Consider the following 22429-nt stretch of genomic DNA (forward strand, 5'->3'; position numbering starts at 1 on the left):
GCCGATAGCCGCAGAGGAGACGCGGACGCCATGGCAATACTGAAACGCCTGGCCGAAACCGGCCGGCCCGCTTTGACGTTCACCTTTGACGGGCAGTCCTGCACGGCGCTGGCGGGCGATACGGTGTTGACCGCCGTGCTGACGCAGGCCGACCGCCTGCGCGTGTCGGAATTCGGGGGAGGCCCGCGTGCGGGTTTCTGCATGATGGGCGCATGCCAGGACTGCTGGGTGCAGCTGGAGGACGGTGGCCGCGTGCGGGCCTGCTCCACCTATATCGAACCCGGCATGCGGCTGCAGAGCGCCGCGCTGGCGCCCGCGTCGGCGCCCGGCACGCTGTCGGCCACCGCCTGGCCCGAGGACGACGCCCTATGAGCATGCTGATGCCCGTCATTGTCGGCGCGGGCCCCGCCGGCATACGCGCCGCCCAGGCGCTGGCCGCGCAAGGCCTGCGGCCCGTGATCCTGGACGAAGGCCTGCGCCCCGGCGGCCAGATCTACCGGCAGCCGCCGCCCGGTTTCTCCCGTCCCAAATCCGCCCTTTACGGGTTCGAACACCGCAAGGCCGACGCCGTGCACCGAACCATGGAAGGCCTGCTCGCCTCGGTCGAGTACCGTCCCGGGTGCCTGGTGTGGAACGCGGAAGGCAAGACCCTGGACGTGCTGCGCGACGGCGTCAGCACCGCTGTGCCGTATACCCACCTGATCCTGGCCACCGGCGCCACCGACCGCGTGCTGCCGTTTCCCGGCTGGCTGACGCCGGGCGTGTACACGCTGGGCGGATCCCAGGTCGCGTTGAAACACCAGGGCTGCGCCATCGGCGAGCGCGTGGCGTTCATGGGCACCGGCCCCCTGCTGTACCTGGTGGCCTACCAGTATGCAAAGGCCGGCGCCAAGGTGGCGGCAGTGCTGGACACCTCGCGCTTCGGCGACCGCGCCGCGGCCTTGCCGGGCATGCTGCGCGCGCCGGCGCTGCTGGCCAAGGGCCTGTACTACATGGCATGGCTGCGCGCCCATGGCGTGCCGCTGCGCAGCGGTGTGCGCCCGGTCGCCGTGCAGGGCAATGAGCGCGTGACGGGCCTGACCTATCTGCAGGGCGGCCGCACCCGATCCGTGGACTGCGATGCGGTCGGTTTCGGCCTGTCGCTGCGTTCCGAGACGCAGCTTGCCAGCCTGGTGGGCTGCGAATTCGAATTCAACGAGCGCGACCGCAACTGGACGCCGCGGCGCGATGCCGCCGGGCGCAGCAGCGTGCCTGGCGTGTACGTGGCCGGCGACGGCGCGGCGATCGGCGGCGCCGATGCGGCCGAACTGGCGGGCGAGCGTGCGGCGCTGGCCCTGCTTGAAGACGCCGGCCTTGCGCACGACGTGCGGCGCGCGCAGGCGCTGGAAGTCCGCCTGGCCGCAAACGGCCGCGTGCGCGATGCGCTCGAACGCGCTTTCCCGTTTCCGAAGGACTGGGCCGCCGGCATCGCCGACGACACCGTCGTTTGCCGCTGTGAGGAAGTCACCGCGGGCACGATCCGCCTGGCCGCCCGCACGACCGCGGCGCATGAAATGAACCGGCTGAAGGCGCTGACGCGCGTGGGCATGGGCCGCTGCCAGGGCCGCATGTGCGGCGTCGCGGCAGGCGAGGTGCTGGCGCATGCCGTGGGTTGCTCGCCGGCGCTGGTCGGACGGCTGCGCAACCAGCCGCCGGTCAAGCCTGTTCCGGTCGCCGTGGTGTGCCTGGAACGGCCCAGACAGAAGGCGGCATGATGCAACGCATAGATACCGAAGTCGCCATCATCGGCGGCGGCATCGTCGGCGGCAGCGCCGCGCTGTTCCTGCGCCGCCAGGGCGTCCCCGTGGTGTTGCTGGAAGCCGCGCTGTGCGGAGCCAAGGCCAGCGGCGTGAACTACGGCGGTGTGCGCCGGCAGGGGCGCGGTCTGGAGCAGATGCCGCTCACGCGGCGGGCTCACGAACTGTGGGGCCAGTTGCCGGACCTGATCGGCATCGACGGCGAATACGTGCGTTCGGGCCACCTGAAGCTGGCCTGCTCGGAGGCGGACCTGGCCCTGCTGGAAGCCTACCGCGACCGCACACGCGGCTTCGGCATGAACCTGGAAATCCTGGGCCGCGGCGAGCTTGCGCGGCGCTTCGGCTGGCTGGGGCGCGACGTGGCCGGCGGTTCCTTCTGCCCGGAAGACGGCCACGCCAACCCGCGGCTGGTGTCGCCGGCCTTTGCGCGCGCGGCGGCCGCCCTGGGCGCTGACGTACGCGAGGGCGTGCGCGTCACGTCTGCGGAACATGACGGGGCGGGCTTCATCGTGCGCGCCGGCGACGCGCTGGAAGTGCGCTCGCGCTTCCTGCTCAATTGCGCGGGCGCCTGGGCGGGCCGCTTTGCTGAAGGATTCGGCGAGGCCGTGCCCGAGACCTCCATTCATCCGCTGATGATGGTGACCGAACCGCTGCCGGTGTTCATGGACGTGAGCCTGGGCGTGCAGGGCGGCGGCATCTACGCGCGCCAGGTCGCGCGCGGCAACTGCGTGATCGGAGGCGGGCGCGGCGTCTCGACGGACCCGGACTACGCGCGTCCCGGTCGCGCTGGCCTGGGCGCGCTGATGGCCAACGCCGCCAAGCTGTTGCCCGTGCTGCGCGGCGCCCAGGTCATTCGCTTCTGGACCGGCGTGGAAGGCAACATGCCCGACCACAACCCGGTGCTGGGGCCTAGCGCCACGACCCCCGGACTGTTTCATGCCTTCGGCCTGTCGGGCGCCGGTTTCCAGATCGGGCCGGCCGTGGGCGAAGTGCTTTCCGAACTGGTCGTGCGCGGCCGTTCCTCCATTCCTGTCGATGCCTTTCGCATTGAACGGTACGCGGCCGCCGCTCACGGCGCCGCGGCTCGGCCTGAGAGTGTTCGTGAGCAAACGCTGGAGTCACCATGATGGATAAGAAACAGGGCGCGATGCGCCTGACCAAGGGGAAGCAGCTTCTGGGCGCGACGATGCTGGCGCTGCTGTCGGCCGGCGCGATGGCGCAGCAGAAGACGCTGTACGTCGGCATGAACGGCGGCGACATGGAACGCGCGTTCACGCAGCACGTGTTCCCGGACTTTGAGAAGGCCAACAACGTCAAGATCGTCGTGGTGCCCGGCACCTCGACCGACGTGCTGGCCAAGGCTCAGGCCTTCAAGGACAAGCCGCAGATGCATGTCATGTTCCTGGACGACGGCATCATGGCCCGCGCTATTTCGATGGGCCTGTGCGAACAGCTCAACGACGATCCCGTGCTCAAGGAACTGTATCCGACCGCGGTGATGAAGGACCGAATGGCGGCCGGTATCGACATCGGCATGACTGGCCTGGGCTACAACACCAAGATGTTCGCGGACAAGGGCTGGGCGCCGCCGACCTCGTGGACGGACCTGGCGGATCCGAAATACAAGGGCAAGGTCGTGTTCCAGTCCGCGTCCGGCAGCACCTTCGGGCTGCACGGCTTCCTGATGTTCAACCGCATCGAAGGCGGCAACGACCAGAACTACGAGCCCGGCTTCAAGAAGTGGCCGACCACCATCGGCCCCAACGTGCTGGAGTACATCCCCAACTCCGCCAAGCTGGCCGAAATGATCCAGTCCAACGAGGCCGCGATCTTCCCGCTGACGCCCACCGCCATCGCCCGTCTCAAGAAGCGCGACATCCCGGTGGAATACGCCCAACCCAAGGAAGGCTCCGTCATCCTGATGGTGGGCGAATGCGTCATCGCCAAGAACAGCGAGCCGGAACTGGCGCAAAAGCTGGCGCTGTATCTCCTGTCCGCCAAGGCCCAGGCCAAGGCGCTGGAAATGGGCGGTCATTTCCCGTCGAACAAGAACGTTCAGGCGCCGGCCGACAACGCCGAAACGCTCAAGCGCTTCCAAGGCTACATGGCGAACGCTAAGATCCTGGACTGGGATCAGATCAACGCGGCCCGGCCGGCCTTCAACGCCCGCTGGAACCGCACGGTCGAACGTTGAAGACAGCGCGCGGCGCACCTGTGGATAAACCGCGGGCGCGCCGCGCGGCGGAACAGGGCGCACGCGCCCTCAGACAGCAAAGGACCAGCATGCGCCTCATCATCAACTCCGGCGGCCCCCAGGCCATAGATGAATGGCGCGCGCAATTCCGCGTCTTTGCGCCGGAACTGGACGTCGCAGGCTGGCAGGAAGATGTGGATCCGTCCTCCGTGGATTACGCGCTGGTCTGGGCCCCCGACGCGGGCCGCCTGGCCACCTTTCCCAACCTGAAGCTCATCATCAGCGCCGGCGCCGGCGTGGACCACATCCTGGCCGATCCGACGCTGCCGCGCCACCTGCCCATCGCGCGCATGGTCACCGCACGCACGCAGACCGAAATGGCGGAATTCGTCCTGACCAGCGCGCTCATGATCACGCGCGGCGTCAAACGGATTGTGGACAACCAGTCGCGCCGCCATTGGGAAATCTTCGACTCCCTGCGCGTCGCTGCCGACGTGCGCGTGGGCATCATGGGCCTGGGCCACCTGGGCGTCGCGTCCGCCCAGCTCCTGTCGCGCGTCGGCTTTCCCGTCAGCGGCTGGTCGCGCGGCGCCAGCACCCTGCCCGGCTTGCCTTCCTACGCAGGCCAAGAACAGTTCGGCGACTTCCTCGCCAACACCGACCTGCTCGTCTGCCTGCTGCCCGCCACCGACTCCACCCGCGGCATCCTCAATCGCGACACCCTGTCCCGCCTGCCCAAAGGCGCCAGCCTGATCAACGCCGGCCGCGGCTCGCACATGGTCACCCAGGACATCCTGGACGCGCTGGACAGCGGCCACCTGGACCAGGCCATCCTCGACGTCTTCGAACAGGAACCGCTGCCGCCGGAATCGCCCCTCTGGTCCCACCCCGGCGTCATCGTCACGCCGCACTGCGCCGCGATACCGGACCGCAAGGAACGCGCCCGCCACACCGCGCTGCTGATCGCAGCGAACGAGCGCGGCGAAGCCCTGCCGAACATCTACGATCCGCAGCGGGGCTACTGAGAACCGCAGCGCATAACGCCAAGCACACCACTCGTCCCAGCACCGGTGAAGCTCGAACCACCGGAGCACGGTGCGGCGGCGGCCGGGGCGTGTAGATGCGCCCGAGGGAATCTGAAGGAACCGCCGAAGGCTGTGACGAAGATGACGATGGGGCAGTCCGGAGCGAAGGCTCCGGACCGCAATCGTAGCCCCGCACGCCCCGGCCGCCGCCGCACCGTGCGCCTAAAGAACTCAAACAAACTACTCCAACCAAGACCAAAAAACCGCAAAATCTGCAAACCCCCAAAAGCTACATTGCCCTCCAAGGAGCAAGCATGAAGCCAGCAACGCGATCCCTCTACGCCCAACGCCTGGACCCCGTCCTGCGCTGGCTGGCGTCCCACCCCGACGCCGACCCCGACCTGCACCGGCTTGCCGACCTGGCCTGTCTGTCCCCGTACCACTTCCATCGCGTCTACCGCGCCATGATGGGAGAAACGGTCAACGCCACCGTCCAGCGCATCCGCATGCATCGCGCGGCCGTCGCGCTGGCGGGCACCGGGACACCGCTGCGGGACGTCGCGCAACGCGCCGGCTACGAATCCGACGCCGCCTTCAACCGCGCCTTCGGCGCCGCGTTCGGCATTCCGCCCGGCCGGTACCGGACCGCTCGCTCCCCATCGTCAACCTCCAAGGAGCCCGCCATGTACCCCATCGCAATCGAAAACTTCCCCGGCGCCACACTCGCCGGCCTGCCTCACCGCGGCAGCTACCAGGACATCGGTCCGGTCTTTTCCCGCGCCTTCATGCTGGCCATCGGACGCGGCATGGCTGCTCCCGAGACCATCGGCTTCGGCGTGTACTTCGACGACCCCGAACAGGTTCCCGAAGGCCAGCTCCGCTCGTTCGCCGGCATGCCGGTCGCACCCGACGCCGACCTGGGCGGCGAACTCGAACGCTTCGAAATTCCCGCCGGCCGCTGCGCCATCCTGACCTACACCGGGCCCTACAACGAAATGAAAAAGCCCTACGACTGGATGTTCTCGGAATGGCTGCCCGCCAGCGGCATGGCCCCCGCCGACTTCCCCATGTTCGAGCAATACCTGAACGACCCGCGCACCACCCCGCCCGCGCTGCTCCAGACCCGCATCTGCCTGCCGCTCAAATAAAAACCCCTACCCGAGCACGCCGGCAAGATACTGCCGCAGCCAGGCGTGCGCAAAGATCCCAGCCGGCGCCAATACCGCATGGCGATCCACGGCGAAACGGTCTACGCGGCCGGGGTATGTCAACGGGCCGGTGTCTGAAAGCTGACCTGGCCGGGACGGCCCGGCAGGTTCAGGGTGGCGGTGGCGGGCGGCGTGGTCGCCACCACCTGGCCGGCGCGCAGCACCATCAGGCGCGTGGCGCGCAGGCGTAGCGCCTCGACCGGATCGCGCGCCTGCAGCAGCACCAGGTCGGCGCGCTTGCCGACCGCCAGCCCGGTTTCGTCCAGGCCCAGGATCTTCGCTGGCGTGGTGGTGACGGCTTCGAAACAGGCGCGCATGGCGTCCTGGCCCGTCATCTGGCCCACATGCAGGCCCATGTGCGCCACTTCCAGCATGTCGCCCGAACCCAGGCTGTACCAGGGATCCATCACGCAGTCGTGACCGAAGGCCACGGGCACGCCCGCCGCCATCAACTCGGGCACGCGGGTCATGCCGCGGCGCTTGGGATAGGTGTCGTGGCGGCCCTGCAGCGTGATGTTGATCAGCGGATTCGCGATGGCGGACACGCCGGCTTCGCGGATCAGCGGGATCAGCTTGGACACGTAGTAGTTATCCATCGAATGCATGGACGTCAGGTGCGAACCCGTGACGCGGCCCTGCAGGCCCAGGCGCTGCGTGTGATAGGCCAGCGTCTCGATATGGCGCGACAGGGGATCGTCGCTTTCATCGCAATGCATGTCCACGCGCAGGCCGCGCTCGGCGGCCAGTTCGCACAGGATGCGCACGGACTCGGCGCCGTCCTGCATGGTGCGCTCGAAATGCGGAATCCCGCCCACCACGTCCACGCCCATGTCGAGCGCGCGCTTCAGGTTGTCCAGGGCGCCGGGAGCGCGCAGCACGCCGTCTTGCGGGAAGGCGACCAGCTGCAGGTCGAGGTACGGCTTGACCTTCTCGCGCACGTGCAGCAGCGCTTCGGTGGCCAACAGGCGCGGATCGCACACGTCCACGTGCGAGCGGATGGCCAGCAGGCCGCGCGCTACCGCCCAGTCGCAATAGGCCAGCGCGCGCTCCACCAGCGCTTCCTGCGTCAAGAGCGGTTTGAGCTCGCCCCACAGCGCGATGCCTTCGAGCAGCGTGCCCGACTGGTTCACGCGCGGCAGTCCGAAGGACAGCGTGGAATCCATGTGGAAATGCGCGTCGACGAAAGGCGAGGTCACCAGCTGTCCGGCGGCGTCCACCGTCTGCGCGGCCTGGGCCTTCAGCGCGGGTTCCATGGCCACGATGCGGCCTTGCGCCACGCCGATGTCGATGTTCTTGCGGCCGTCGGGCAGCGTGCAGTTATTGATGATCAGATCGAGCATGTTGTCTTCTCAGCGGATTAGCGTTCGCCCTTGCGGTAGGGCTTCATCAGGGCCTGCGGGTAGGCGGCGCGGCGCGCCATGAACACCAGGGCCAGAATGGACAGGATATACGGCAGCATCAGGTAGACCTGGTACGGCAGTTCGGGCAAGCCCGGCAGCGCCGCCCCGCCTTGCTGCAGGCGCAGCTGCAGCGCGTCGAAGAATGCGAAGATCAGCGCGCCCAGCAGCGCCTTGCCGGGCCGCCACGATGCAAACACGACCAGCGCCACGCAGACCCAGCCGCGGCCGTTGACCATGTTGAAGAAGAACGCGTTGAAGGCCGCCAGCGTCAGGAAGCTGCCGGCGACGCCCATCAGCGCCGATCCGGCGACGATGGCGCCGATGCGCAGGCGCGTCACCGACAGGCCCTGCCCTTCGGCGGCCGCGGGGTTTTCGCCCACCATGCGGATCGCCAGGCCGACCGGCGTGCGGTTCAGCACCCAGGCAAGAATCGGCACTGCGGCCAGCGCGATCAGCGTCATGGGCGTCTGCCCCGCCAGCACGGGGCCGATGAGCGGTATGCCGTCCAGGAACTTCATTTCGGCAAACGGCGTGATGGTGGGCGGCGTGCTCACGCTGGGAAAGGTCACGCGGTACGCGAAATAACTGATGCTGGTGGCCAGCAGGGTCACGCCCAGGCCCGAGACGTGTTGCGACAGTCCTAGCGGCACCGTCAGCACGGCGTGCAGCAGGCCGAACACGGCGCCGGCCAGCGCCGCCGCCAGCACGCCCACGTACAGCGGCGCGCCCAGGTAGACGACCAGCCAGCCGGTGAAGGCGCCGGCCACCATGATGCCTTCGATGCCCAGGTTCAGCACCCCGGCGCGCTCGCACAGCAGCACGCCCAGCGTGCCCAGTATCAGCGGCGTCGCCAGGCGCAGCACGGCCACCCAGAAGGCCGAGGAGCTCATCAGATCCATCCATTCCATGTCGTGCTCCTCAAGCCCGGTTGCGGCGCAGCCGGTACTGCGCAAATAGCGTCGCGACCAGCATGGCGAGCAACGAGGTGGCGACAATGACGTCGGCGATGTAGTTAGGCACGGCGATCGCGCGGCTCATGCTGTCCGCGCCCACGAGCATGCCCGCGACGAAGATGCTGGCCAGAATCACGCCCAGCGGATGCAGGCCGGCCAGCATGGCGACCACCACGCCGGTGTAGCCGTAGCCGGGCGACATATCGAGCGTGACGTAGCTGGTGCGGCCCGCCACTTCGATGGCGCCGGCCAGACCGGCCAGCGCGCCGGACAGCATGGCGGTGCCCAGCATGACGCGGTTCACCGGCAGGCCCAGGAAGCGCGAGGCGTGGGCGTTGGCGCCCACCGCGCGCATCTGGAAGCCGAACACCGTGTAGCGGTTGAGCAGCCACAGGCCCAGCGCCAGGCCCGCGGCCCAGAGCAGGCCGGTGTGGGCGCGGGTGCGCTCGATCAGCTTGCCCAGTTCGAGGTCGCCGTTGAGCGCGACGGACTGCGGCCAGCCCATCGCCATGGGGTCCTTCATGGGGCCGTCCAGCATCATGGACACGAACAGCAGCACGATGAAGTTGCCCAGCAGCGTGGTGACGACCTCGTCGACGCCCAGGCGCGTTTTCAGGATGGCGGGGATCAGCAGCAGCAAGGCGCCGGCCAGCGCGGCCGCCAGCATCATGCCGCCGAACAGCATGGGCACCGGCAGGTCGAAGCCCGTGCCGTCGTGCAGGCCGCCCACGGCCACGGCCGCCAGCGCGCCCAGGTAGAGCTGGCCCTCGGCGCCGATGTTGTAGAACCGGGCGCGGAACGCCACGGCGCAGGCCAGGCCGGTCAGCATCAGCGGCGTCGCGCGGGTCAGGGTTTCGGACAGCGCGAACCGCGTGCCGAAGGCGCCTTCGAACAGCAGCGCGTAGGTGCGGCCCACGGGGGCGCCGGCCCAGGCCACCAGCAGGGTGCAGACCGCCAGGGTGAACAGGATGGCCGCGATGGGAGCCAGAGCCAGCGCCAGGCGGCTGGGCTCGGGGCGGCGTTCCAGGATCAGTTTCATGCGAGTGATGCTCAATAGTGAAGGAAGCCGCGCGCGGCGGCATGGGCCGTCATGTGCGGGTGCCTGTCATGGCCAGGCCGACGGTGGCGGGCGTCCATTCGGCCACCGGCTTGACCGCGACAAGCTTGCCGCCGCACAGCACGGCGATGCGGTCGGCCAGCGCGAAGATCTCTTCCAGGTCCTCGGACACCAGCAGCACGCCCGCGCCGCGCGCGCGGGCCGCCAGCAGTTGCTCGCGCACATACGCGACCGCGCCGATGTCCAGGCCCCAGGTAGGCTGGTCGGCCACGATGAAGCGCGGCTCGCGCGCTAGCGTGCGGCCCAGGATCAGCTTCTGCATGTTGCCGCCGGACAGGCTGCGCGTGCGCACGTCGAGCGAGGCGGCGCGCACGTCGAACTGCTTGGCGAGCGACGCCGCATACGCCTTGCCGGCGCGGGCGCGGATCAGGCCGTAGCGCGCGAAGCGCTTGTCCTTCAGGTCTTCGACGATGGCGTTTTCCCACAAGGGGCTGTCGCCGATCATGCCTTCGCCGTGGCGGTCTTCGGGAATGCGGCCCACGCGCGCCGCCGTCCAGCCGGCCGGCGTGGTCGGGGCGGCGGCGTGTTCCGGGCCCAGGCGGATCGTGCCGTCTGAAGGCTGGCGCAGGCCGGTCAGGACCGACACCAGCGCTTGCTGGCCGTTGCCGGCCACGCCGGCGATGGCCACGATTTCGTGCTTGTGCACCACCAGGTCCAGGCTGTCCAGGCGCGGCGCGCCGTCGCGTCCGTCGCGCACGGTCACTTGGGACAGGGTGACGACGGGGGCCGCCTGTTCCGCGGCCGCCACGGCCTCGACGCGCGGCATGACGACCTTGCGGCCCACCATCAGCTCGGCCAGTTCGGCGGGGCTGGTGCCGGCGGTGTCGCGTTCGGCCACCAGCTTGCCTTGCCGCAGCACCGCTACGCGGCGCGACACGGCCATCACTTCGTCCAGCTTGTGCGAGATGAAGATCACCGCCAGGCCCTCGTCGACGAAGCCGCGCAGGGTGGCGAACAGGTCCTGCACTTCCTGCGGCGTGAGCACGGCGGTGGGTTCGTCCAGGATCAGGACGCGGGCGCCGCGGTACAGCGCCTTCAGGATTTCGACGCGCTGCTTTTCACCGACGGACAGCGTGCCGACGCGCGCGTCTGGGTCCACGCCCAGGCCGAAGCGCTGGCCCAGTTCGACCAGGCGGCGGCGCGCCTGGCCGCGGCCCGAGGCCAGCTTCCAGAGCGATTCTGTGCCGACCATGATGTTGTCCAGCACGGTCAGGTTGTCGGCCAGCGTGAAGTGCTGGTGCACCATGCCGACGCCCGCCGCCAGCGCGGCGTCGGGCCGGCCGGCGGGCAGGGGTTTGCCGAAGACTTCGATACTGCCGGCGTCGGCCACATAGTGGCCGAACAGGATCGACACCAGGGTCGATTTGCCGGCGCCGTTCTCGCCCAGCAAGGCCAACACTTCGCCCTGCCGGAGCGTAAGCGATACATCATCGTTGGCCGTCAGGCTGCCAAAGCGTTTTGTGATCCCCGTCAGCTGCAGGGCGAGAGGCGCTTGGTTCATCGTGCCGAGGACTTGGGTTCTTTGTCGTTGACCTTCACGGTGAAGCTGCCATCCAGGATGGCCTTCTGCTTGGCTTGCACCTTGGCGATCAGGTCGGCGGGAACCTTCTGCTCGAAGGTGCCCAGGGGCGCCAGCGACGAGCCCTTGTGCTTCATCAGCGAGTACTGGCCGAAGTCATCGGCCTTGAACGTGCCGGCCTTGACCTGCTTGAGCGCTTCCTCGATGGTGGGCTCCATGCTCCACAGGGCCGAGGCGACGACCGTCTCGGGATACTGCGGCTGCGTGTCGATCACGTTGCCGATGGCGAGCTTGCCGCGTTCCTTGGCGGCGTCCGACACGCCGAAGCGCTCGGCGTACAGCACGTCCGCGCCCTTGTCGATCATGGCGAAGGCGGCTTCCTTGGCCTTCGGGGGATCGAACCAGGAGCCGATGAAGGTCACGGTGAATTCAGCCTTCGGGTTCACTTCCTTGGCGCCTTCGATGAAGGCCTGCATCAGGCGGTTCACTTCGGGGATGGGGTAGCCGCCGACCAGGCCGATCTTGCCGGTCTTGCTCATGCCGCCGGCGATCATGCCGGTCAGGTAGGCCGGTTCCTGGATGTAGTTGTCGAACACCGAGAAATTCGGCTGTTGCGGCTTGCCCGAGGAGCCCATCAGGAAGGCGGTCTGCGGGTAGTCCTTGGCGACCTTGCGGGCCGCGGCTTCAACCGCGAAGGCCTCGCCCACGATCAGCTTGTTGCCCTGCTCGGCGTACTGGCGCATGACGCGCTCGTAGTCGGCATTGGTGACGTTTTCCGAGAACGTGTAGTCGATCTCGCCGCGGTTGCGCGCGGCGGAGAGCGCAAGATGGATGCGCGACACCCATTGCTGCTCGACCGGCACCGTGTAGATGGCGGCGACCTTGATCTTGGCGGGGGCCTGGGCCTGCGCCGCGCCCGTGAACAGCAGCGCGCCGGCGGCCGCGGCAGCCAGCTTGAGCAGGCCGCGGCGGGCGATGCCGCCAACAGACGACGAGGAAAGGGATTTCATGCGGGTGACTCCTACGCGGGGAAGGAAAGGTAAGTGAGAGGTCGGAGACGGGGCGGCCGCGGCAGCGGCGCGGGCCGGGCCCGGAAAGACGCGAACGCCGTGGACGCCGGTTTCATGGTTGCGGCCGCCGGCAGACATGCCGGGGCGAGCAATCGGAAACGAGGGCGTGGGATCGGTCATCGGATGGAAGCGCCAGGAGGCGCACCCGTCCGAATGGTCGGATTCGCAGCCAGTCCTGGCGAAGCAATTTGTATGCCACGGGGCATTCCTGCGACAAGTCGGGGAAACCTGATGGACGGGCAGGATTATAGGCACCCCGCCGGGGAATCGTGGCACCAGCTTGGTGCGCGCCGTCCCGATACGTGGACAGCTGGCGGATGGACCGGTCCGTTGCCGTGCAGCCGGCAGGGTCTATGGCCCCGGCGCCAGGCCGCGCGCCTAAAATTCCGCCCATGAGCCGCGCCGTGCGCGGCAAGCGGGAAACCCCATGCAAGATATTCAATTGCTGCTCGAACAGTACGGCGGGTGGCTGGTGTTCGCCAACGTCCTGATCGAGCAGGCCGGCCTGCCGGTGCCCGCCTACCCCATGATCATCGCGGCGGGCGCGCTGGGCGGCGCTTCCGGGTGGCTCGTGCCCCTGCTGGCCGCCACGGCCGCGTGCATCCTGGCCGACAGCCTCTGGTACTGCGCCGGACGGCGCTATGGCTCGCGGCTACTGGGCGTGGTTTGCAAGCTGTCCCTGTCGCAGGACTCGTGCATCCGGCAGACGCAGCGCCTGTACCTGCGGATCGGCGTGCGGGCGCTGCTGGTGTGCAAGTTCCTGCCCGGCGCCGGCGCGCTGTCCACGGTCATGGCGGGCCTGACCGGCACCCCGTATCGCCGCTTCTTCCTGTACGACCTGGCCGGCGCCCTGATCTGGGTAGGCTCCGCGCTGCTGCTGGGCGGGCTGTTTCACAGCGTGGTCAACGATGTGCTGGAGATCCTGGGCACCTACGGGGCGATGGGCCTGGGCGTGCTGGCGGCCGTGCTGGCCCTGTACATCGCGGCGCGCTACCTGCGGCGCCGGATCCTGCTGCGCAGTCTGCGCGTCATCCCGCGGCTGTCGGTCGACGAACTGATGCAGTGGCGCCAGGACGGGCGCGACGCGCTGGTCTTCGACGTGCGGCCGGAGGCCATGCGGGACGCCGCGCGTATCCCGGGCGCGGTGCCCGTGGACCTGAAACAGCCCCTGCCCCCGCTGGATCCGGGCGCGCTGGATTCCGACATCGTGGTGTATTGCGCCTGCCCGAACGAGGTGTCCGCCGCGCTCCTGGCCTCCCGCCTGCGCGCCGCCGGGTATCGCAAGACCTGGGCGCTGCGGGGCGGCTACGAGGCCTGGGCCGAACGCAAGCCGCAGGCCTGAACCGGGGGCGTCCGGCGCGTGGGCGCCGCGGCCTTCGGCGGTGGGCCACGCGCGGCCCAGGGCGCATAATTCCCCCATCGGCCCGCGCCCGACGCGGGCAGCCAACAGGAGACAGGCATGCGGTTGTTGTTCTTGGGCGCCGGCGGCACCGGCGGGTATTTTGGCGGACGCGCCGCACAGGCGGGCGCGGACGTGACGTTTCTGGTGCGCGAGCCGCGCGCCGCGCGGATCCGCGAACAGGGGCTGCGCATTCAGAGCCCGCTGGGCGACGCCACGCTGCATCCCAAGCTGGTCACGCGCGAAACCCTGCAGGATAGCTACGACGTGGTCGTGCTCAGCTGCAAGGCCTATGACCTGGACAGCGCCATCGAAGCCATCCGCCCCGCCGTGGGGCCCGATACCGCGGTGCTGCCGATCATGAACGGCGTGCTGCAGTACGACGTGCTGGACCGGGAATTCGAGCCGCACCGCGTGCTGGGCGGCCTGTGCCAGATCAATGCGACGCTTGGCCCGGAAGGCCAGGTGGTCCACTTGGGCAAGCACGCCAATATCGTCTTCGGCGAACGCGCCGGCCCGGCCCGCAGCGAGCGCTGCGTCGCGCTGGAGCAGGCGCTGGCCGGCGGCGAATACGTCAGCCGCCTCAGCGAAAACATCCACCAGGACATCTGGGAAAAGTACGTCATGCTGACCACGCTGGCGGCCGCCACCTGCCTGATGCGCGGCGCCATCGGCCAGATCGCTTCCACCGACGACGGCACGGACATCCTGCTCAGCCTGCTGCAGGAGTCGCAGGCCGTCGCGGCGGCGTCCGGGCATGCGGTGCGGCCCGAGGCGGACGCCACCGTGCAGAAGCTGCTGACCGACCGCAGCCAGCCCATGACCGCGTCCATGTTCCGCGACCTGCGCCAGGGCCTGCCGGTGGAAGCGGACCACATCGTGGGCGATATGGTCCGGCGCGCCCGCACGCTGGGCGTCGACGCCACCTACCTGCGCGTGGCCTATTCGCACCTGCAGGTCTATCAGGCGCAGCGCGCTGCCGCTTGAACGGTCGCCCGCGGCCCTGTTCAAGCGGGGCCGCCGGGCGCACACTGGCGAGACGGGCCACTCGGGGGGCATGCGCTTGCCCCGGTCCGCATCCCGGTCCGATATCCGGTCTATTGGTGCATAAATTGCAAAAAACTCTTCCGGTTTAATGGGTTTTTTGATCGGATTCGACCGAATAGTATGGCTTTGCCTGAGCCGGAAGCCGCGCCGCCGCAATGGGCGGCGGGTCATTCCGGCCCAATCCTTCAAGGAGCAAGACCATGAAAATCGCATTGATCGGAATCACTGGCCGCGTGGGTTCGCGCGTGGCGGACGAATTGCTCAAGCGCGGCCACCAGGTGACCGGCATTGCGCGCAATCCGGCCGAGGTGAACGCCCAGCCGGGCCTGACCATCAAACAGGGCGACGCCACCGATCCCGAAGGGCTGACCCCGCTGCTGGCCGGTCACGATGCCGTGATCAGCGCCACGCGCTTTGTCTCGACCGACGCCAAGCCGCTGCTGGCCGCCGTGAAGAACGCCGGCGTGCCGCGCCTGCTGGTGGTGGGCGGCGCGGGCAGCTTGCTGGTGGCCCCGGGCAAGATGCTGATCGACACCCCCGAATTCCCCGACGCCTACAAGCCCGAGGCGCGGGCCGGCGTCGTGTTCCTGGACACGCTGCGCCACGAAAAGGTGCTGAACTGGACCTTCCTGTCGCCGTCCGCGATGTTCGAGCCGGGCGAGCGCACGGCCAGCTTCCGGGTGGGCGACGACCATCTGCTGGCGGACGAGGAAGGCAAGAGCTGGATCTCGATGGAAGACTACGCCATTGCGTTGGCCGACGAGGTCGACACCCCCAAGCATTCGCGCCGCCGCTATACGGTGGGCTACTGACAGCGCGGGCTCCGGCGCCGGAATCCCTTGTTTGTTTGTAAACTGGCAGGCCGCCAGCCGGCGTCATTGTGAGTCGTTCCGTATGCGTATGAAGTGGAAATCATTGGCCGCCTGTGTGCTGGTCGCCTCCAGTTGCCTGGCGGCCGCGCCGGCGCTTGCGGCCGCGCCCCAGTCGAACAAGGAAGTCGCCGTGGCGTTCTTCCAGATGATGTTCCAGGAACGCGACGTCGAAGAGGCCGTGCGCCGCTACGTCGGCCCGAACTACACGCAGCACAACCCGTACATGCGCGACGGCGTCGGGCCCATGCTGGACTTCTTTCCGCGCTATTTCGAACAGCACCCGCAGGCCATCGTCGACATCAAGTGCGTGATCGCGGAGGGCGATCTGGTGATGATCCACAACCTGTGGCGCGATTCGCCGGAAGACCGCGGCCAGGCCGTGGTCGACATCTTCCGCGTCGAAAACGGCAAGATCGTCGAGCACTGGGACGTAAGCCAGGAAATTCCCGAGAACCCCGCCAACAAAAACGGCATGTTCTGAGCGCGCCCATGATCGAACCCGTCGACCTGCCCCGCGCCTACCTGCTCCTCAATCACGGTCCCACCGTGCTGGTCACCAGCGCGCACGGCGATGCGCGCAACGTCATGGCGGCGGCCTGGGCCATGCCGCTGGATTTCAGTCCGCCCAAGATGCTGGTGGTGGTGGACAAAAACACCTACACGCGCGAACTTATCGAAGCGTCGGGCGAGTTCGCGTTGTGCATTCCGTCGCGGGCGCAGGCGCGCGCAACGATGCTGGTGGGGTCGCATTCCGGGCGCGACGAAGACAAGTTCCAGGCCAGCGGCCTGTCCACCTTCGCGGCCAGCAAGATCGGCGCGCCGCTCATCAGCGACTGCCTCGGGTGGCTGGAATGCAAGGTCGTGCCCGAGCCGCACAACCAGCAGGCTTATGACCTGTTCATCGGCGAAGTCGTGGCCGCCTGGGCGGCGCCGGAAGTGTTCTCCAGCAACCGCTGGCACTTCCCCGACGACCAGCGCCGTTCGGTGCATTACCTGGCCGGCGGATCCTTCTTCGCCACCGGCGAAGCCTTCAACGTTTCCGAACCTGAGTAAGTCCCATGCGCAGCGTCTATCTGGCCGGTTTCGATGTTTTTATGCCCGATGCCGCGGCGCACGGCGAACGGCTCAAGACGCTGTGCGCGACCTACGGATTCGAGGGTCTGTATCCGCTGGACAACGCGGCGCCGGAAGGCCTGTCGGGCCAGGCGCTCGCGCAGTGGATCTATCGCGCGAATGTGGCGTTGATCCGTCGCGCCGATATGGTGATGGCCAACCTCAACCCCTTTCGCGGCGCCGAACCCGATTCGGGCACGGCCTTTGAAGTTGGCTACGCCATCGCCTGCGGCAAGCCCGTCTGGGGCTACACCGGGCAGGCGGGTTCGCTGATTGACCAAGTGGCCGTGGGGGCGGCGGCGGACGATGGCGTGTCGCGCATGGTCGATGCGCAGGGCTACACCGTCGAAGACTTTGGCCTGAGCCTGAACCTGATGCTGGCGTGCAGCGCGCGCATCGTAACCGGCGGGCCCGCCAACTGCCTGGCCAGCATGGCCCGCGCGCCCGCCTGACGCCTGACGCTAGGCGCCTGCCGGCTTGGCCTTTTTCGCGCGGCTGGCGGCCCCAACGGCCCCGGCGGCCTTGCGCGGCGCCGCATTGCCCGGTGCGCCCAGATATCCCATCACCGCATCCACCACGGCTGCTTCCAGCTGCTTGGGAGTGAAGCCCGCCGGCGGCTCCAGCGCTGCCGCATGCACCAGCGATTCCATGATGCGCAGCACCACGTAGGTCGCCAGGTCGCGGTCCTGCTGCGCGATCTCGGCGCGGTGCAGTTCCAGCAGATGCCGCATCCGGCGGTGGATGTCCTGGTCGGCGCGGCTGTGCTCGTGCGGCTGGTCAAAGAGCGGAAACTCCCTTTCCAGCACCCGGTGCAGCGCGGGCTCCAGCAGATGGGCGTGCAGCATGGCCTGGACGATCGCGCCCACGCGTTCGCGCAGGGTGGCCGCGGGATTTCCGTTCAGCACGTCGTCGATGACGTCCAGCATCTGGTTGTCGTGCCGGTCGTGCAGCGCCGCGATCAGCGCGTTCTTGTTGGGGAAGTACTGATAGAGCGATCCCACGCTGACGCCTGCCGTTTCCGCGATCAGGTTGGTGTTGGTGCCGGCGTAGCCGTGTGTGGCCAAAACGCGAGCCGTGGCTTGCAGGATGGTGTCGACGGTGTGCTGGGACCTGAGCTGGCGCGGCGATTTCCGGGGCTGTGGGATGGCGGTCATGAGTGTGGCGAAAGGCGAGTATCAAACGTGAGCAACGGCTCATAAAATTTGCGGCAGGCAGTCTGATTCATTTCCCCCGCTTTGGGCGGATTATGCCATCGCCGCATTGCGCGACGGCGCCGGGCTGCCCTTCACGCTTTCAAGGAATCACCATGTCGAACTCTTCGGCGGCCGGGGCAATGCCCGCGGCCAGCGGAGCCGTGCGCTCCGTATTCTTGACGACGCTGCCATTGACGCTGGCGGTGTTCATCGGATTTTTCATGATCGGCCTGCCCATGCCCGTACTGCCCTTGTATGTGGACGGCGTGCTGGCGTTGGGCGCGCTTGCGGTCGGCGTCGTCGCGGGTCTGCAATTCGCCGCGGCGCTGTTGTCGAGGGCTGGCGCGGGGGCGGTGGCCGACCGCCGGGGCCCCAAGCGCGCGATGATTTTGGGACTTGTCCTGGGCTCGGCAGCGGGCCTGTTCTATCTCCTGGCAGCCGGCATGGCGGCCCGGCCGTCAGCCGCGTATGCCGCGCTTCTGGCAGGCCGCGCGGCGATGGGATGCGCGGAAAGCCTGATCGTCACAGGGGCGCTGAGCTGGGGCGTGGCCTTGGTGGGGCCGCAGAACGCGGGCCGCGTCATGGCCTGGGTGGGTGTGGCCATCTACGCCGCCTTCGCGCTGGGCGCGCCCGCCGGGATGCGGCTGTATTCCGTCACCGGGTTCGCGGGCATCGCATCGGCCACCGTGCTGATTCCCCTGGCCGCGTTGGCGCTGGTTCTGCCGCAACGCGCGCCGCAAGCGGCTGGCGGCGTGCGTCCGCCCTTCTACCGCGTCCTCGGCATGGTCTGGCTGCCCGGCCTGGGGCTGGCTTTGTCCAGCGTGGGATTCGGCATGATCACGGCCTTCGTGAGCCTGCTCTTCCAGGATCGCGGTTGGGACGGCGCGGCGTGGATGTTCACGGCGTTCGGGGCCGGCTTCATTCTGGCGCGCGTGTTCTTTGCGGGGCTGCCGGACAGGCTGGGCGGCGCACGGGTGGCGACGGCCTGCGTGTTGTTCGAAGCCGCCGGCCAGTGGCTGATATGGGGTGGCGGCTCGCCTGGCTGGGCATTCGCGGGCGCCGTGCTGACCGGCGCGGGCTATTCGCTGGCGTTTCCAGCTTTCGGCGTGGAGGCGGTGCGCCGCGCGCCGCCGGCAAGCCGCGGGACAGCCATGGGCGCGTATGTGGCCTTCCTGGACGTGGCCTTGGGCCTGGGCAGCCCGGCGGCGGGATGGCTGGCCGGCTTTCGCGGGTATGGCGCGGTATTCGCGCTGGGCGGAACCTGCGCGCTGGCCGCCGTGGCCGTGGGCGTGGCGTTGCGGGGCAAGCGCTGAAGACTGCGCCCGCGGATTTCGCGAGCGCAGTCCCGCCAGGTCATGGTCAGACGGTGGCCGCCATTTCCAGGACTTCGTCGTCGATGGCTTCGGCCTGGCCGTCTTTCAGCTGTTGCAGATGATCAGCCAGTTCGGCGATGGTCAGCGCCACCAGGCCGTGCTGCGCGGCGTAACGCTCAAGCGACGCGCCGCGCATCATCGTGCCGTCGGCGTTCATGAGTTCGCACAGCACGCCAGCGGGACGCAGGCCGGCCAGGACGGCCAGGTCGACCGACCCCTCCGTGTGGCCGCGGCGCGTCAGCACGCCGCCGGGTTGGGCGCGCAGCGGGAACACGTGGCCCGGGCTGACGATGTCGTCGGCCTGCGCCGTCGGCGCGATGGCGGCGCGGATGGTGGTGACGCGATCGACGGCGGACACGCCGGTGCTCACGCCCTCGCGCGCTTCGATCGACACCGTGAAGGCGGTGGCGTAGCGGCTCTGGTTGCGCTGGACCATGGGGGCCAGTTCCAGACGGTCGAGGGTTTCTCCAGGCAGGCAGAGGCAGACGATGCCGCTGCCGTCGCGGATCAGCTGGGCCATGACGGGCACGGTCAGCTTGTCGGCCGCGACGATCAGGTCCGCTTCGTTTTCGCGGTCGAAATCGTCCATGAGGATAATGGGCCGGCCCAGGCGCAGATGATGCAGGGCGCGCTGCAAACGGGCGGCGAAGGGCTGCGACGCAAGGCTGGGGATGGGGGACTGCTGGGTAAGGGCAACGTTGGACATTGAAACGCTCTCGCAAATGAAAGGGGCGAAAAACGTTTCAGGGCTAATCGACAGCCGAACGCAATACGGCCAAGTCGGGCGCAAGCGCGCCCGGGGCAGCCGTGTGTGTGCCGGCACATCTTCTCTTATCCGGACTATGACCGTCGGCCCTGGCATCTCACCAGATCTGCTGACCCCGGATCCTTGCGGAATCCGGGCGCTCGCGGGCTCGCCACATTGCATGGCATACCGCCGGTGGGGAATTGCACCCCGCCCTGAAGACGTACTGCATATCGTGTTAACGACCGGTCGATTGTACGCCTGTCCGGACGGACGGATTGAATATGCCTATTGCAGTTGTGGTTTTCGGAAAATGGAAGCCTGGCCCCGGTTTCCGTCAGGCCGCTGCGTCGGCCTTGGCCGCGCCGGCCTTCTTGGCCTTCTTCGCGGGCAGGGCGAGCATCGTGCCGCGGCAGGGCGGCGTGCCGCACAGGCAGCGGTAGCCGTCCTTGAGCGCCTTGGTGATGCGCCCGTCCAGGACCAGGCCGTAGTCGTACGACAGTTCCGTGCCGCGCGGGATGTCTTGCAGCGCGACAATGTAGACGCGCTTGCCGTGCTTGCCTTCCTGGGCTTCGCAGTTGGGCTCGCAGGAATGGTTGATCCAGCGCGCGTCGTTGCCCTGATCGCCGCCGTCGATGACGCGGCCGGTGCTGAGCGCGAAGAAGAACGTGTGGAAGGGATCGTCCGGATTGGTGGGATGGCGGCGGTCGGCTTCCTTGGCGCTGATGCGTTCGCCGCCGTACTCGATGATGCGCGTGCCTGCGGGGATCTTGCGGGCGGCGAAGACGCCGTTGCCGTGCAGCTTGGAACGGCGGACGACATGCCAGGGCTTGATCGGGGTGTCTTCGTTGGTCATTGAGCGAGGAGTGTGGCGGTGAGACGAAACAGAATTATATCGGCGGCTTTTTTGCGCGATGACAGGCGTATAGTGTGCGCCGCCTCGTCCCTCTCTTGATATCTATCATGATCGTCCGTCCGCGTCCCTCCGCGCTGGCCTTGTTCTTTGTATTGCGCGGTTCCATCATCCCGCGCATCCTCAGCAGGATCATCGTCATCACGCTGCTCTCCTGCGTGGTGGTGTGGATGTACCACCACCAATGGTTCTCGCCCGCGCACCTGACCGCAGTGCCGTTTTCGCTCTTCGGACTGGCTTTGTCGGTCTTCATGGGCTTTCGCAACAACGTCTGCTACGACCGCTGGTGGGAGGCCCGCAAGCAGTGGGGCGACCTGATCGTGCAGGCGCGCAGCCTGGCGCGCGAAAGCGCGGTGCTGCTGGCGGCCAGCACCGCCAATCCCGTGCAGGAACGGCTGGTGCGGCGCTGCATCGGCTTTGGCTACGGCCTGGCGGCGCGCCTGCGCGGGCAGGACATGGTCGAGGCCGTGCGGCCCTGGGTGCAGCAGGACGAGCTGGACACGCTGGCCGGCTGCCGCAACGTGCCCGACGCCCTGCTCATGGCGATCAACCGCGACCTGGCGGCCTGCCTGCGCCGCGGCGAAATCAGCGACATCCTTTATCAGGGCCTGACCCAGCGCGTGGCGCAGTGCGCCGCGATCCAGGCCGCCTGTGAACGCATCAAGTTCACGCCCTGTCCCTTCGCCTATTCCCTGCTGCTGCACCGCACGGCGTGGCTGTTCTGTCTGCTGCTGCCCTTCGGCCTGGTGGGCACGCTGGAATTCCTGACGCCGGTGGCGGTCACCATCGTCGCGTACACCTTCTTCGGCCTGGACGCGCTGGGCGACGAGCTGGAAGATCCTTTCGGCATGGATGAGAACGACCTGCCGCTGACGGCGCTGGCCCGGGTGATCGAGATCGACCTGCTGGAAGGCCTGGGCGTGCGGCCCCTGCCGGAAGCCGCCGTGCCGGTGGACTACGTGTTGCGCTAGTGCGCTCGGCGGCCCGGCTTGGCTCAGCCCTGCGGGCCGGTCAGCGGCAGCTTGGTTTCCTTCAGCCGGCGCAGCACGAAGCAGGATTTGCTGTGCCGGATGCCCGGGATCCGATAAAGCTGTTCGCGCAGCAGGCGTTCGTAGTCCCGGGTGTCGCGCACGGCGATGCGGATGTAATAGTCGTAGTCGCCCGACACCAGGAACGCCTCCAGCACCTCGGGAATCTGCGCCAGCGCCCGGCCGAATTCGTAGAGCGTTTCCTCGCTGTGGCTTTCCAGGGTCACATGGACGATGACGGTGTCCATGAACCCCAGGCTGGCCGGGTCGATGTCCACGGTGTAGCCGCGGATCACCCCGGCGCCCTCCATGCGCTTGATGCGGTTCCAGCACGGCGTGGACGACAGCCCGACCGCCGCGCCGATGTCGTTCAGGCTGGCGCGGGCGTTGTCCTGCAGCACCTTCAGGATGGCCAGATCAAACTTGTCTAGGTTCATTTTCTTTGATTCCTCAAAATCAAAGAC

The 22429-nt window shown here is 68.1% G+C and carries 23 protein-coding genes and 1 riboswitch; of the genes, 14 read left to right on the forward strand and 9 right to left on the reverse strand.

Annotated features, from left to right (window positions below):
* Nucleotides 1-30: 30 nt before the first annotated feature.
* The 6 genes from KYC_RS00330 (at nt 31) to KYC_RS00355 (ending at nt 6163) form a co-directional block, all read left to right on the forward strand.
* Complete coding sequence (locus KYC_RS00330) at nt 31-372, forward strand: (2Fe-2S)-binding protein (protein ID WP_008157573.1); 342 nt, start codon at nt 31-33, stop codon at nt 370-372.
* Nucleotides 369-1754 carry an FAD/NAD(P)-dependent oxidoreductase gene (locus KYC_RS00335; RefSeq protein WP_008157574.1) on the forward strand — a complete coding sequence of 462 codons (1386 nt, stop codon included), beginning with the start codon at nt 369-371 and terminating at the stop codon, nt 1752-1754. Before KYC_RS00330 ends, KYC_RS00335 begins: the two co-directional genes overlap by 4 nt.
* The gene (locus KYC_RS00340) at nt 1751-2923 is read left to right on the forward strand and encodes an NAD(P)/FAD-dependent oxidoreductase (protein WP_008157576.1); all 1173 of its coding nucleotides are present in this window, start codon (nt 1751-1753) and stop codon (nt 2921-2923) included. Before KYC_RS00335 ends, KYC_RS00340 begins: the two co-directional genes overlap by 4 nt.
* Nucleotides 2920-3990 (forward strand): ABC transporter substrate-binding protein, encoded by a 1071-nt coding sequence (locus tag KYC_RS00345; protein ID WP_167310229.1) that lies wholly within the window; start codon nt 2920-2922, stop codon nt 3988-3990. Before KYC_RS00340 ends, KYC_RS00345 begins: the two co-directional genes overlap by 4 nt.
* 89 nt (nt 3991-4079) lie before the next feature.
* Nucleotides 4080-5015, forward strand: coding sequence for a 2-hydroxyacid dehydrogenase (locus KYC_RS00350; RefSeq protein WP_008157579.1), 936 nt, complete (start codon nt 4080-4082; stop codon nt 5013-5015).
* Nucleotides 5016-5329: 314 nt separating this feature from the next.
* Nucleotides 5330-6163, forward strand: coding sequence for an AraC family transcriptional regulator (locus KYC_RS00355; RefSeq protein WP_008157581.1), 834 nt, complete (start codon nt 5330-5332; stop codon nt 6161-6163).
* Between the two features lie 119 nt (nt 6164-6282).
* On the opposite strand, the gene KYC_RS00360 is transcribed toward KYC_RS00355, so the two are convergent.
* The 5 genes from KYC_RS00360 to KYC_RS00380 are packed head-to-tail and all read right to left on the reverse strand — an operon-like array spanning nt 6283 to nt 12222.
* Nucleotides 6283-7563, reverse strand: a complete 1281-nt coding sequence (locus KYC_RS00360) for an amidohydrolase family protein (protein ID WP_008157583.1) — start codon at nt 7561-7563, stop codon at nt 6283-6285.
* 17 nt (nt 7564-7580) lie between these two features.
* Nucleotides 7581-8531, reverse strand: coding sequence for an ABC transporter permease (locus KYC_RS00365; RefSeq protein WP_008157585.1), 951 nt, complete (start codon nt 8529-8531; stop codon nt 7581-7583).
* A 10-nt stretch (nt 8532-8541) separates the two neighbouring features.
* Entirely contained in the window at nt 8542-9615 is a 1074-nt protein-coding gene (locus tag KYC_RS00370) for an ABC transporter permease (RefSeq protein ID WP_008157587.1), read from the reverse strand.
* 49 nt (nt 9616-9664) lie between these two features.
* Nucleotides 9665-11194, reverse strand: coding sequence for an ABC transporter ATP-binding protein (locus KYC_RS00375; RefSeq protein ID WP_008157589.1), 1530 nt, complete (start codon nt 11192-11194; stop codon nt 9665-9667).
* Complete coding sequence (locus tag KYC_RS00380) at nt 11191-12222, reverse strand: BMP family protein (protein ID WP_008157591.1); 1032 nt, start codon at nt 12220-12222, stop codon at nt 11191-11193. The genes KYC_RS00375 and KYC_RS00380 overlap by 4 nt, the downstream gene beginning before the upstream one ends.
* Nucleotides 12223-12709: 487 nt before the next feature.
* Here KYC_RS00380 and KYC_RS00385 point away from each other — a divergent pair, with 487 nt between their 5' ends.
* The 6 genes from KYC_RS00385 to KYC_RS00410 all read left to right on the forward strand — a co-directional run bounded on the left by KYC_RS00385 (nt 12710) and on the right by KYC_RS00410 (nt 17165).
* Nucleotides 12710-13624, forward strand: a complete 915-nt coding sequence (locus KYC_RS00385; RefSeq protein WP_008157593.1) for a DedA family protein/thiosulfate sulfurtransferase GlpE — start codon at nt 12710-12712, stop codon at nt 13622-13624.
* 117 nt (nt 13625-13741) lie between these two features.
* Nucleotides 13742-14668, forward strand: coding sequence for a 2-dehydropantoate 2-reductase (panE, locus tag KYC_RS00390; protein WP_008157595.1), 927 nt, complete (start codon nt 13742-13744; stop codon nt 14666-14668).
* Between the two features lie 260 nt (nt 14669-14928).
* Complete coding sequence (locus KYC_RS00395; RefSeq protein WP_008157598.1) at nt 14929-15540, forward strand: NAD(P)-dependent oxidoreductase; 612 nt, start codon at nt 14929-14931, stop codon at nt 15538-15540.
* An 82-nt stretch (nt 15541-15622) separates the two neighbouring features.
* Complete coding sequence (locus KYC_RS00400) at nt 15623-16081, forward strand: nuclear transport factor 2 family protein (protein WP_043517145.1); 459 nt, start codon at nt 15623-15625, stop codon at nt 16079-16081.
* A gap of 8 nt (nt 16082-16089) precedes the next feature.
* Nucleotides 16090-16653 (forward strand): flavin reductase family protein, encoded by a 564-nt coding sequence (locus tag KYC_RS00405; protein ID WP_008157601.1) that lies wholly within the window; start codon nt 16090-16092, stop codon nt 16651-16653.
* Between the two features lie 5 nt (nt 16654-16658).
* Nucleotides 16659-17165, forward strand: coding sequence for a nucleoside 2-deoxyribosyltransferase (locus tag KYC_RS00410; protein WP_008157603.1), 507 nt, complete (start codon nt 16659-16661; stop codon nt 17163-17165).
* Between the two features lie 9 nt (nt 17166-17174).
* On the opposite strand, the gene KYC_RS00415 is transcribed toward KYC_RS00410, so the two are convergent.
* Nucleotides 17175-17867 carry a TetR/AcrR family transcriptional regulator gene (locus tag KYC_RS00415; RefSeq protein WP_008157605.1) on the reverse strand — a complete coding sequence of 231 codons (693 nt, stop codon included), beginning with the start codon at nt 17865-17867 and terminating at the stop codon, nt 17175-17177.
* Between the two features lie 230 nt (nt 17868-18097).
* Between KYC_RS00415 and KYC_RS00420 the strand changes: the two genes are divergently transcribed.
* Nucleotides 18098-19219, forward strand: a complete 1122-nt coding sequence (locus tag KYC_RS00420; protein ID WP_008157608.1) for an arabinose transporter — start codon at nt 18098-18100, stop codon at nt 19217-19219.
* Nucleotides 19220-19265: 46 nt separating this feature from the next.
* Here the strand turns inward: KYC_RS00420 and ribB are convergent, their stop codons facing one another.
* Together ribB and KYC_RS00430 are read right to left on the reverse strand one after the other, a co-directional pair.
* The gene (gene ribB, locus KYC_RS00425) at nt 19266-19985 is read right to left on the reverse strand and encodes a 3,4-dihydroxy-2-butanone-4-phosphate synthase (RefSeq protein ID WP_008157610.1); all 720 of its coding nucleotides are present in this window, start codon (nt 19983-19985) and stop codon (nt 19266-19268) included.
* A 113-nt stretch (nt 19986-20098) separates the two neighbouring features.
* Nucleotides 20099-20251: riboswitch (FMN riboswitch) on the reverse strand.
* 110 nt (nt 20252-20361) lie between these two features.
* The gene (locus KYC_RS00430) at nt 20362-20880 is read right to left on the reverse strand and encodes an SET domain-containing protein (protein ID WP_008157611.1); all 519 of its coding nucleotides are present in this window, start codon (nt 20878-20880) and stop codon (nt 20362-20364) included.
* 107 nt (nt 20881-20987) lie between these two features.
* Here KYC_RS00430 and KYC_RS00435 point away from each other — a divergent pair, with 107 nt between their 5' ends.
* The gene (locus tag KYC_RS00435) at nt 20988-21908 is read left to right on the forward strand and encodes a bestrophin family protein (protein ID WP_008157613.1); all 921 of its coding nucleotides are present in this window, start codon (nt 20988-20990) and stop codon (nt 21906-21908) included.
* Between the two features lie 23 nt (nt 21909-21931).
* Here the strand turns inward: KYC_RS00435 and KYC_RS00440 are convergent, their stop codons facing one another.
* Nucleotides 21932-22402: an Lrp/AsnC family transcriptional regulator gene (locus KYC_RS00440; RefSeq protein WP_008157615.1), complete on the reverse strand. Its 471-nt coding sequence runs from the start codon at nt 22400-22402 to the stop codon at nt 21932-21934.
* Between the last annotated feature and the right edge of the window lie 27 nt (nt 22403-22429).

The sequence above is a fragment of the Achromobacter arsenitoxydans SY8 genome (assembly GCF_000236785.1).
Classification (GTDB): Bacteria; Pseudomonadota; Gammaproteobacteria; order Burkholderiales; family Burkholderiaceae_B; genus Achromobacter; species Achromobacter arsenitoxydans.

What these genes read in the sequence shown, in the direction of transcription:
- KYC_RS00350 (WP_008157579.1), top strand. Translation starts at nt 4,080, where the DNA reads ATGCGCCTCATCATCAACTCCGGCGGCCCCCAGGCCATAGATGAATGG.
- KYC_RS00405 (WP_008157601.1), top strand. Translation starts at nt 16,090, where the DNA reads ATGATCGAACCCGTCGACCTGCCCCGCGCCTACCTGCTCCTCAATCAC.
- KYC_RS00340 (WP_008157576.1), top strand. Translation starts at nt 1,751, where the DNA reads ATGATGCAACGCATAGATACCGAAGTCGCCATCATCGGCGGCGGCATC.
- KYC_RS00395 (WP_008157598.1), top strand. Translation starts at nt 14,929, where the DNA reads ATGAAAATCGCATTGATCGGAATCACTGGCCGCGTGGGTTCGCGCGTG.
- KYC_RS00440 (WP_008157615.1), bottom strand. Translation starts at nt 22,402, where the DNA reads ATGAACCTAGACAAGTTTGATCTGGCCATCCTGAAGGTGCTGCAGGAC.
- KYC_RS00385 (WP_008157593.1), top strand. Translation starts at nt 12,710, where the DNA reads ATGCAAGATATTCAATTGCTGCTCGAACAGTACGGCGGGTGGCTGGTG.
- KYC_RS00410 (WP_008157603.1), top strand. Translation starts at nt 16,659, where the DNA reads ATGCGCAGCGTCTATCTGGCCGGTTTCGATGTTTTTATGCCCGATGCC.
- KYC_RS00400 (WP_043517145.1), top strand. Translation starts at nt 15,623, where the DNA reads ATGCGTATGAAGTGGAAATCATTGGCCGCCTGTGTGCTGGTCGCCTCC.
- KYC_RS00345 (WP_167310229.1), top strand. Translation starts at nt 2,920, where the DNA reads ATGATGGATAAGAAACAGGGCGCGATGCGCCTGACCAAGGGGAAGCAG.
- KYC_RS00330 (WP_008157573.1), top strand. Translation starts at nt 31, where the DNA reads ATGGCAATACTGAAACGCCTGGCCGAAACCGGCCGGCCCGCTTTGACG.
- KYC_RS00375 (WP_008157589.1), bottom strand. Translation starts at nt 11,194, where the DNA reads ATGAACCAAGCGCCTCTCGCCCTGCAGCTGACGGGGATCACAAAACGC.
- KYC_RS00365 (WP_008157585.1), bottom strand. Translation starts at nt 8,531, where the DNA reads ATGGAATGGATGGATCTGATGAGCTCCTCGGCCTTCTGGGTGGCCGTG.
- KYC_RS00370 (WP_008157587.1), bottom strand. Translation starts at nt 9,615, where the DNA reads ATGAAACTGATCCTGGAACGCCGCCCCGAGCCCAGCCGCCTGGCGCTG.
- KYC_RS00430 (WP_008157611.1), bottom strand. Translation starts at nt 20,880, where the DNA reads ATGACCAACGAAGACACCCCGATCAAGCCCTGGCATGTCGTCCGCCGT.
- KYC_RS00335 (WP_008157574.1), top strand. Translation starts at nt 369, where the DNA reads ATGAGCATGCTGATGCCCGTCATTGTCGGCGCGGGCCCCGCCGGCATA.
- panE (WP_008157595.1), top strand. Translation starts at nt 13,742, where the DNA reads ATGCGGTTGTTGTTCTTGGGCGCCGGCGGCACCGGCGGGTATTTTGGC.
- KYC_RS00380 (WP_008157591.1), bottom strand. Translation starts at nt 12,222, where the DNA reads ATGAAATCCCTTTCCTCGTCGTCTGTTGGCGGCATCGCCCGCCGCGGC.
- ribB (WP_008157610.1), bottom strand. Translation starts at nt 19,985, where the DNA reads ATGTCCAACGTTGCCCTTACCCAGCAGTCCCCCATCCCCAGCCTTGCG.
- KYC_RS00355 (WP_008157581.1), top strand. Translation starts at nt 5,330, where the DNA reads ATGAAGCCAGCAACGCGATCCCTCTACGCCCAACGCCTGGACCCCGTC.
- KYC_RS00360 (WP_008157583.1), bottom strand. Translation starts at nt 7,563, where the DNA reads ATGCTCGATCTGATCATCAATAACTGCACGCTGCCCGACGGCCGCAAG.
- KYC_RS00435 (WP_008157613.1), top strand. Translation starts at nt 20,988, where the DNA reads ATGATCGTCCGTCCGCGTCCCTCCGCGCTGGCCTTGTTCTTTGTATTG.
- KYC_RS00415 (WP_008157605.1), bottom strand. Translation starts at nt 17,867, where the DNA reads ATGACCGCCATCCCACAGCCCCGGAAATCGCCGCGCCAGCTCAGGTCC.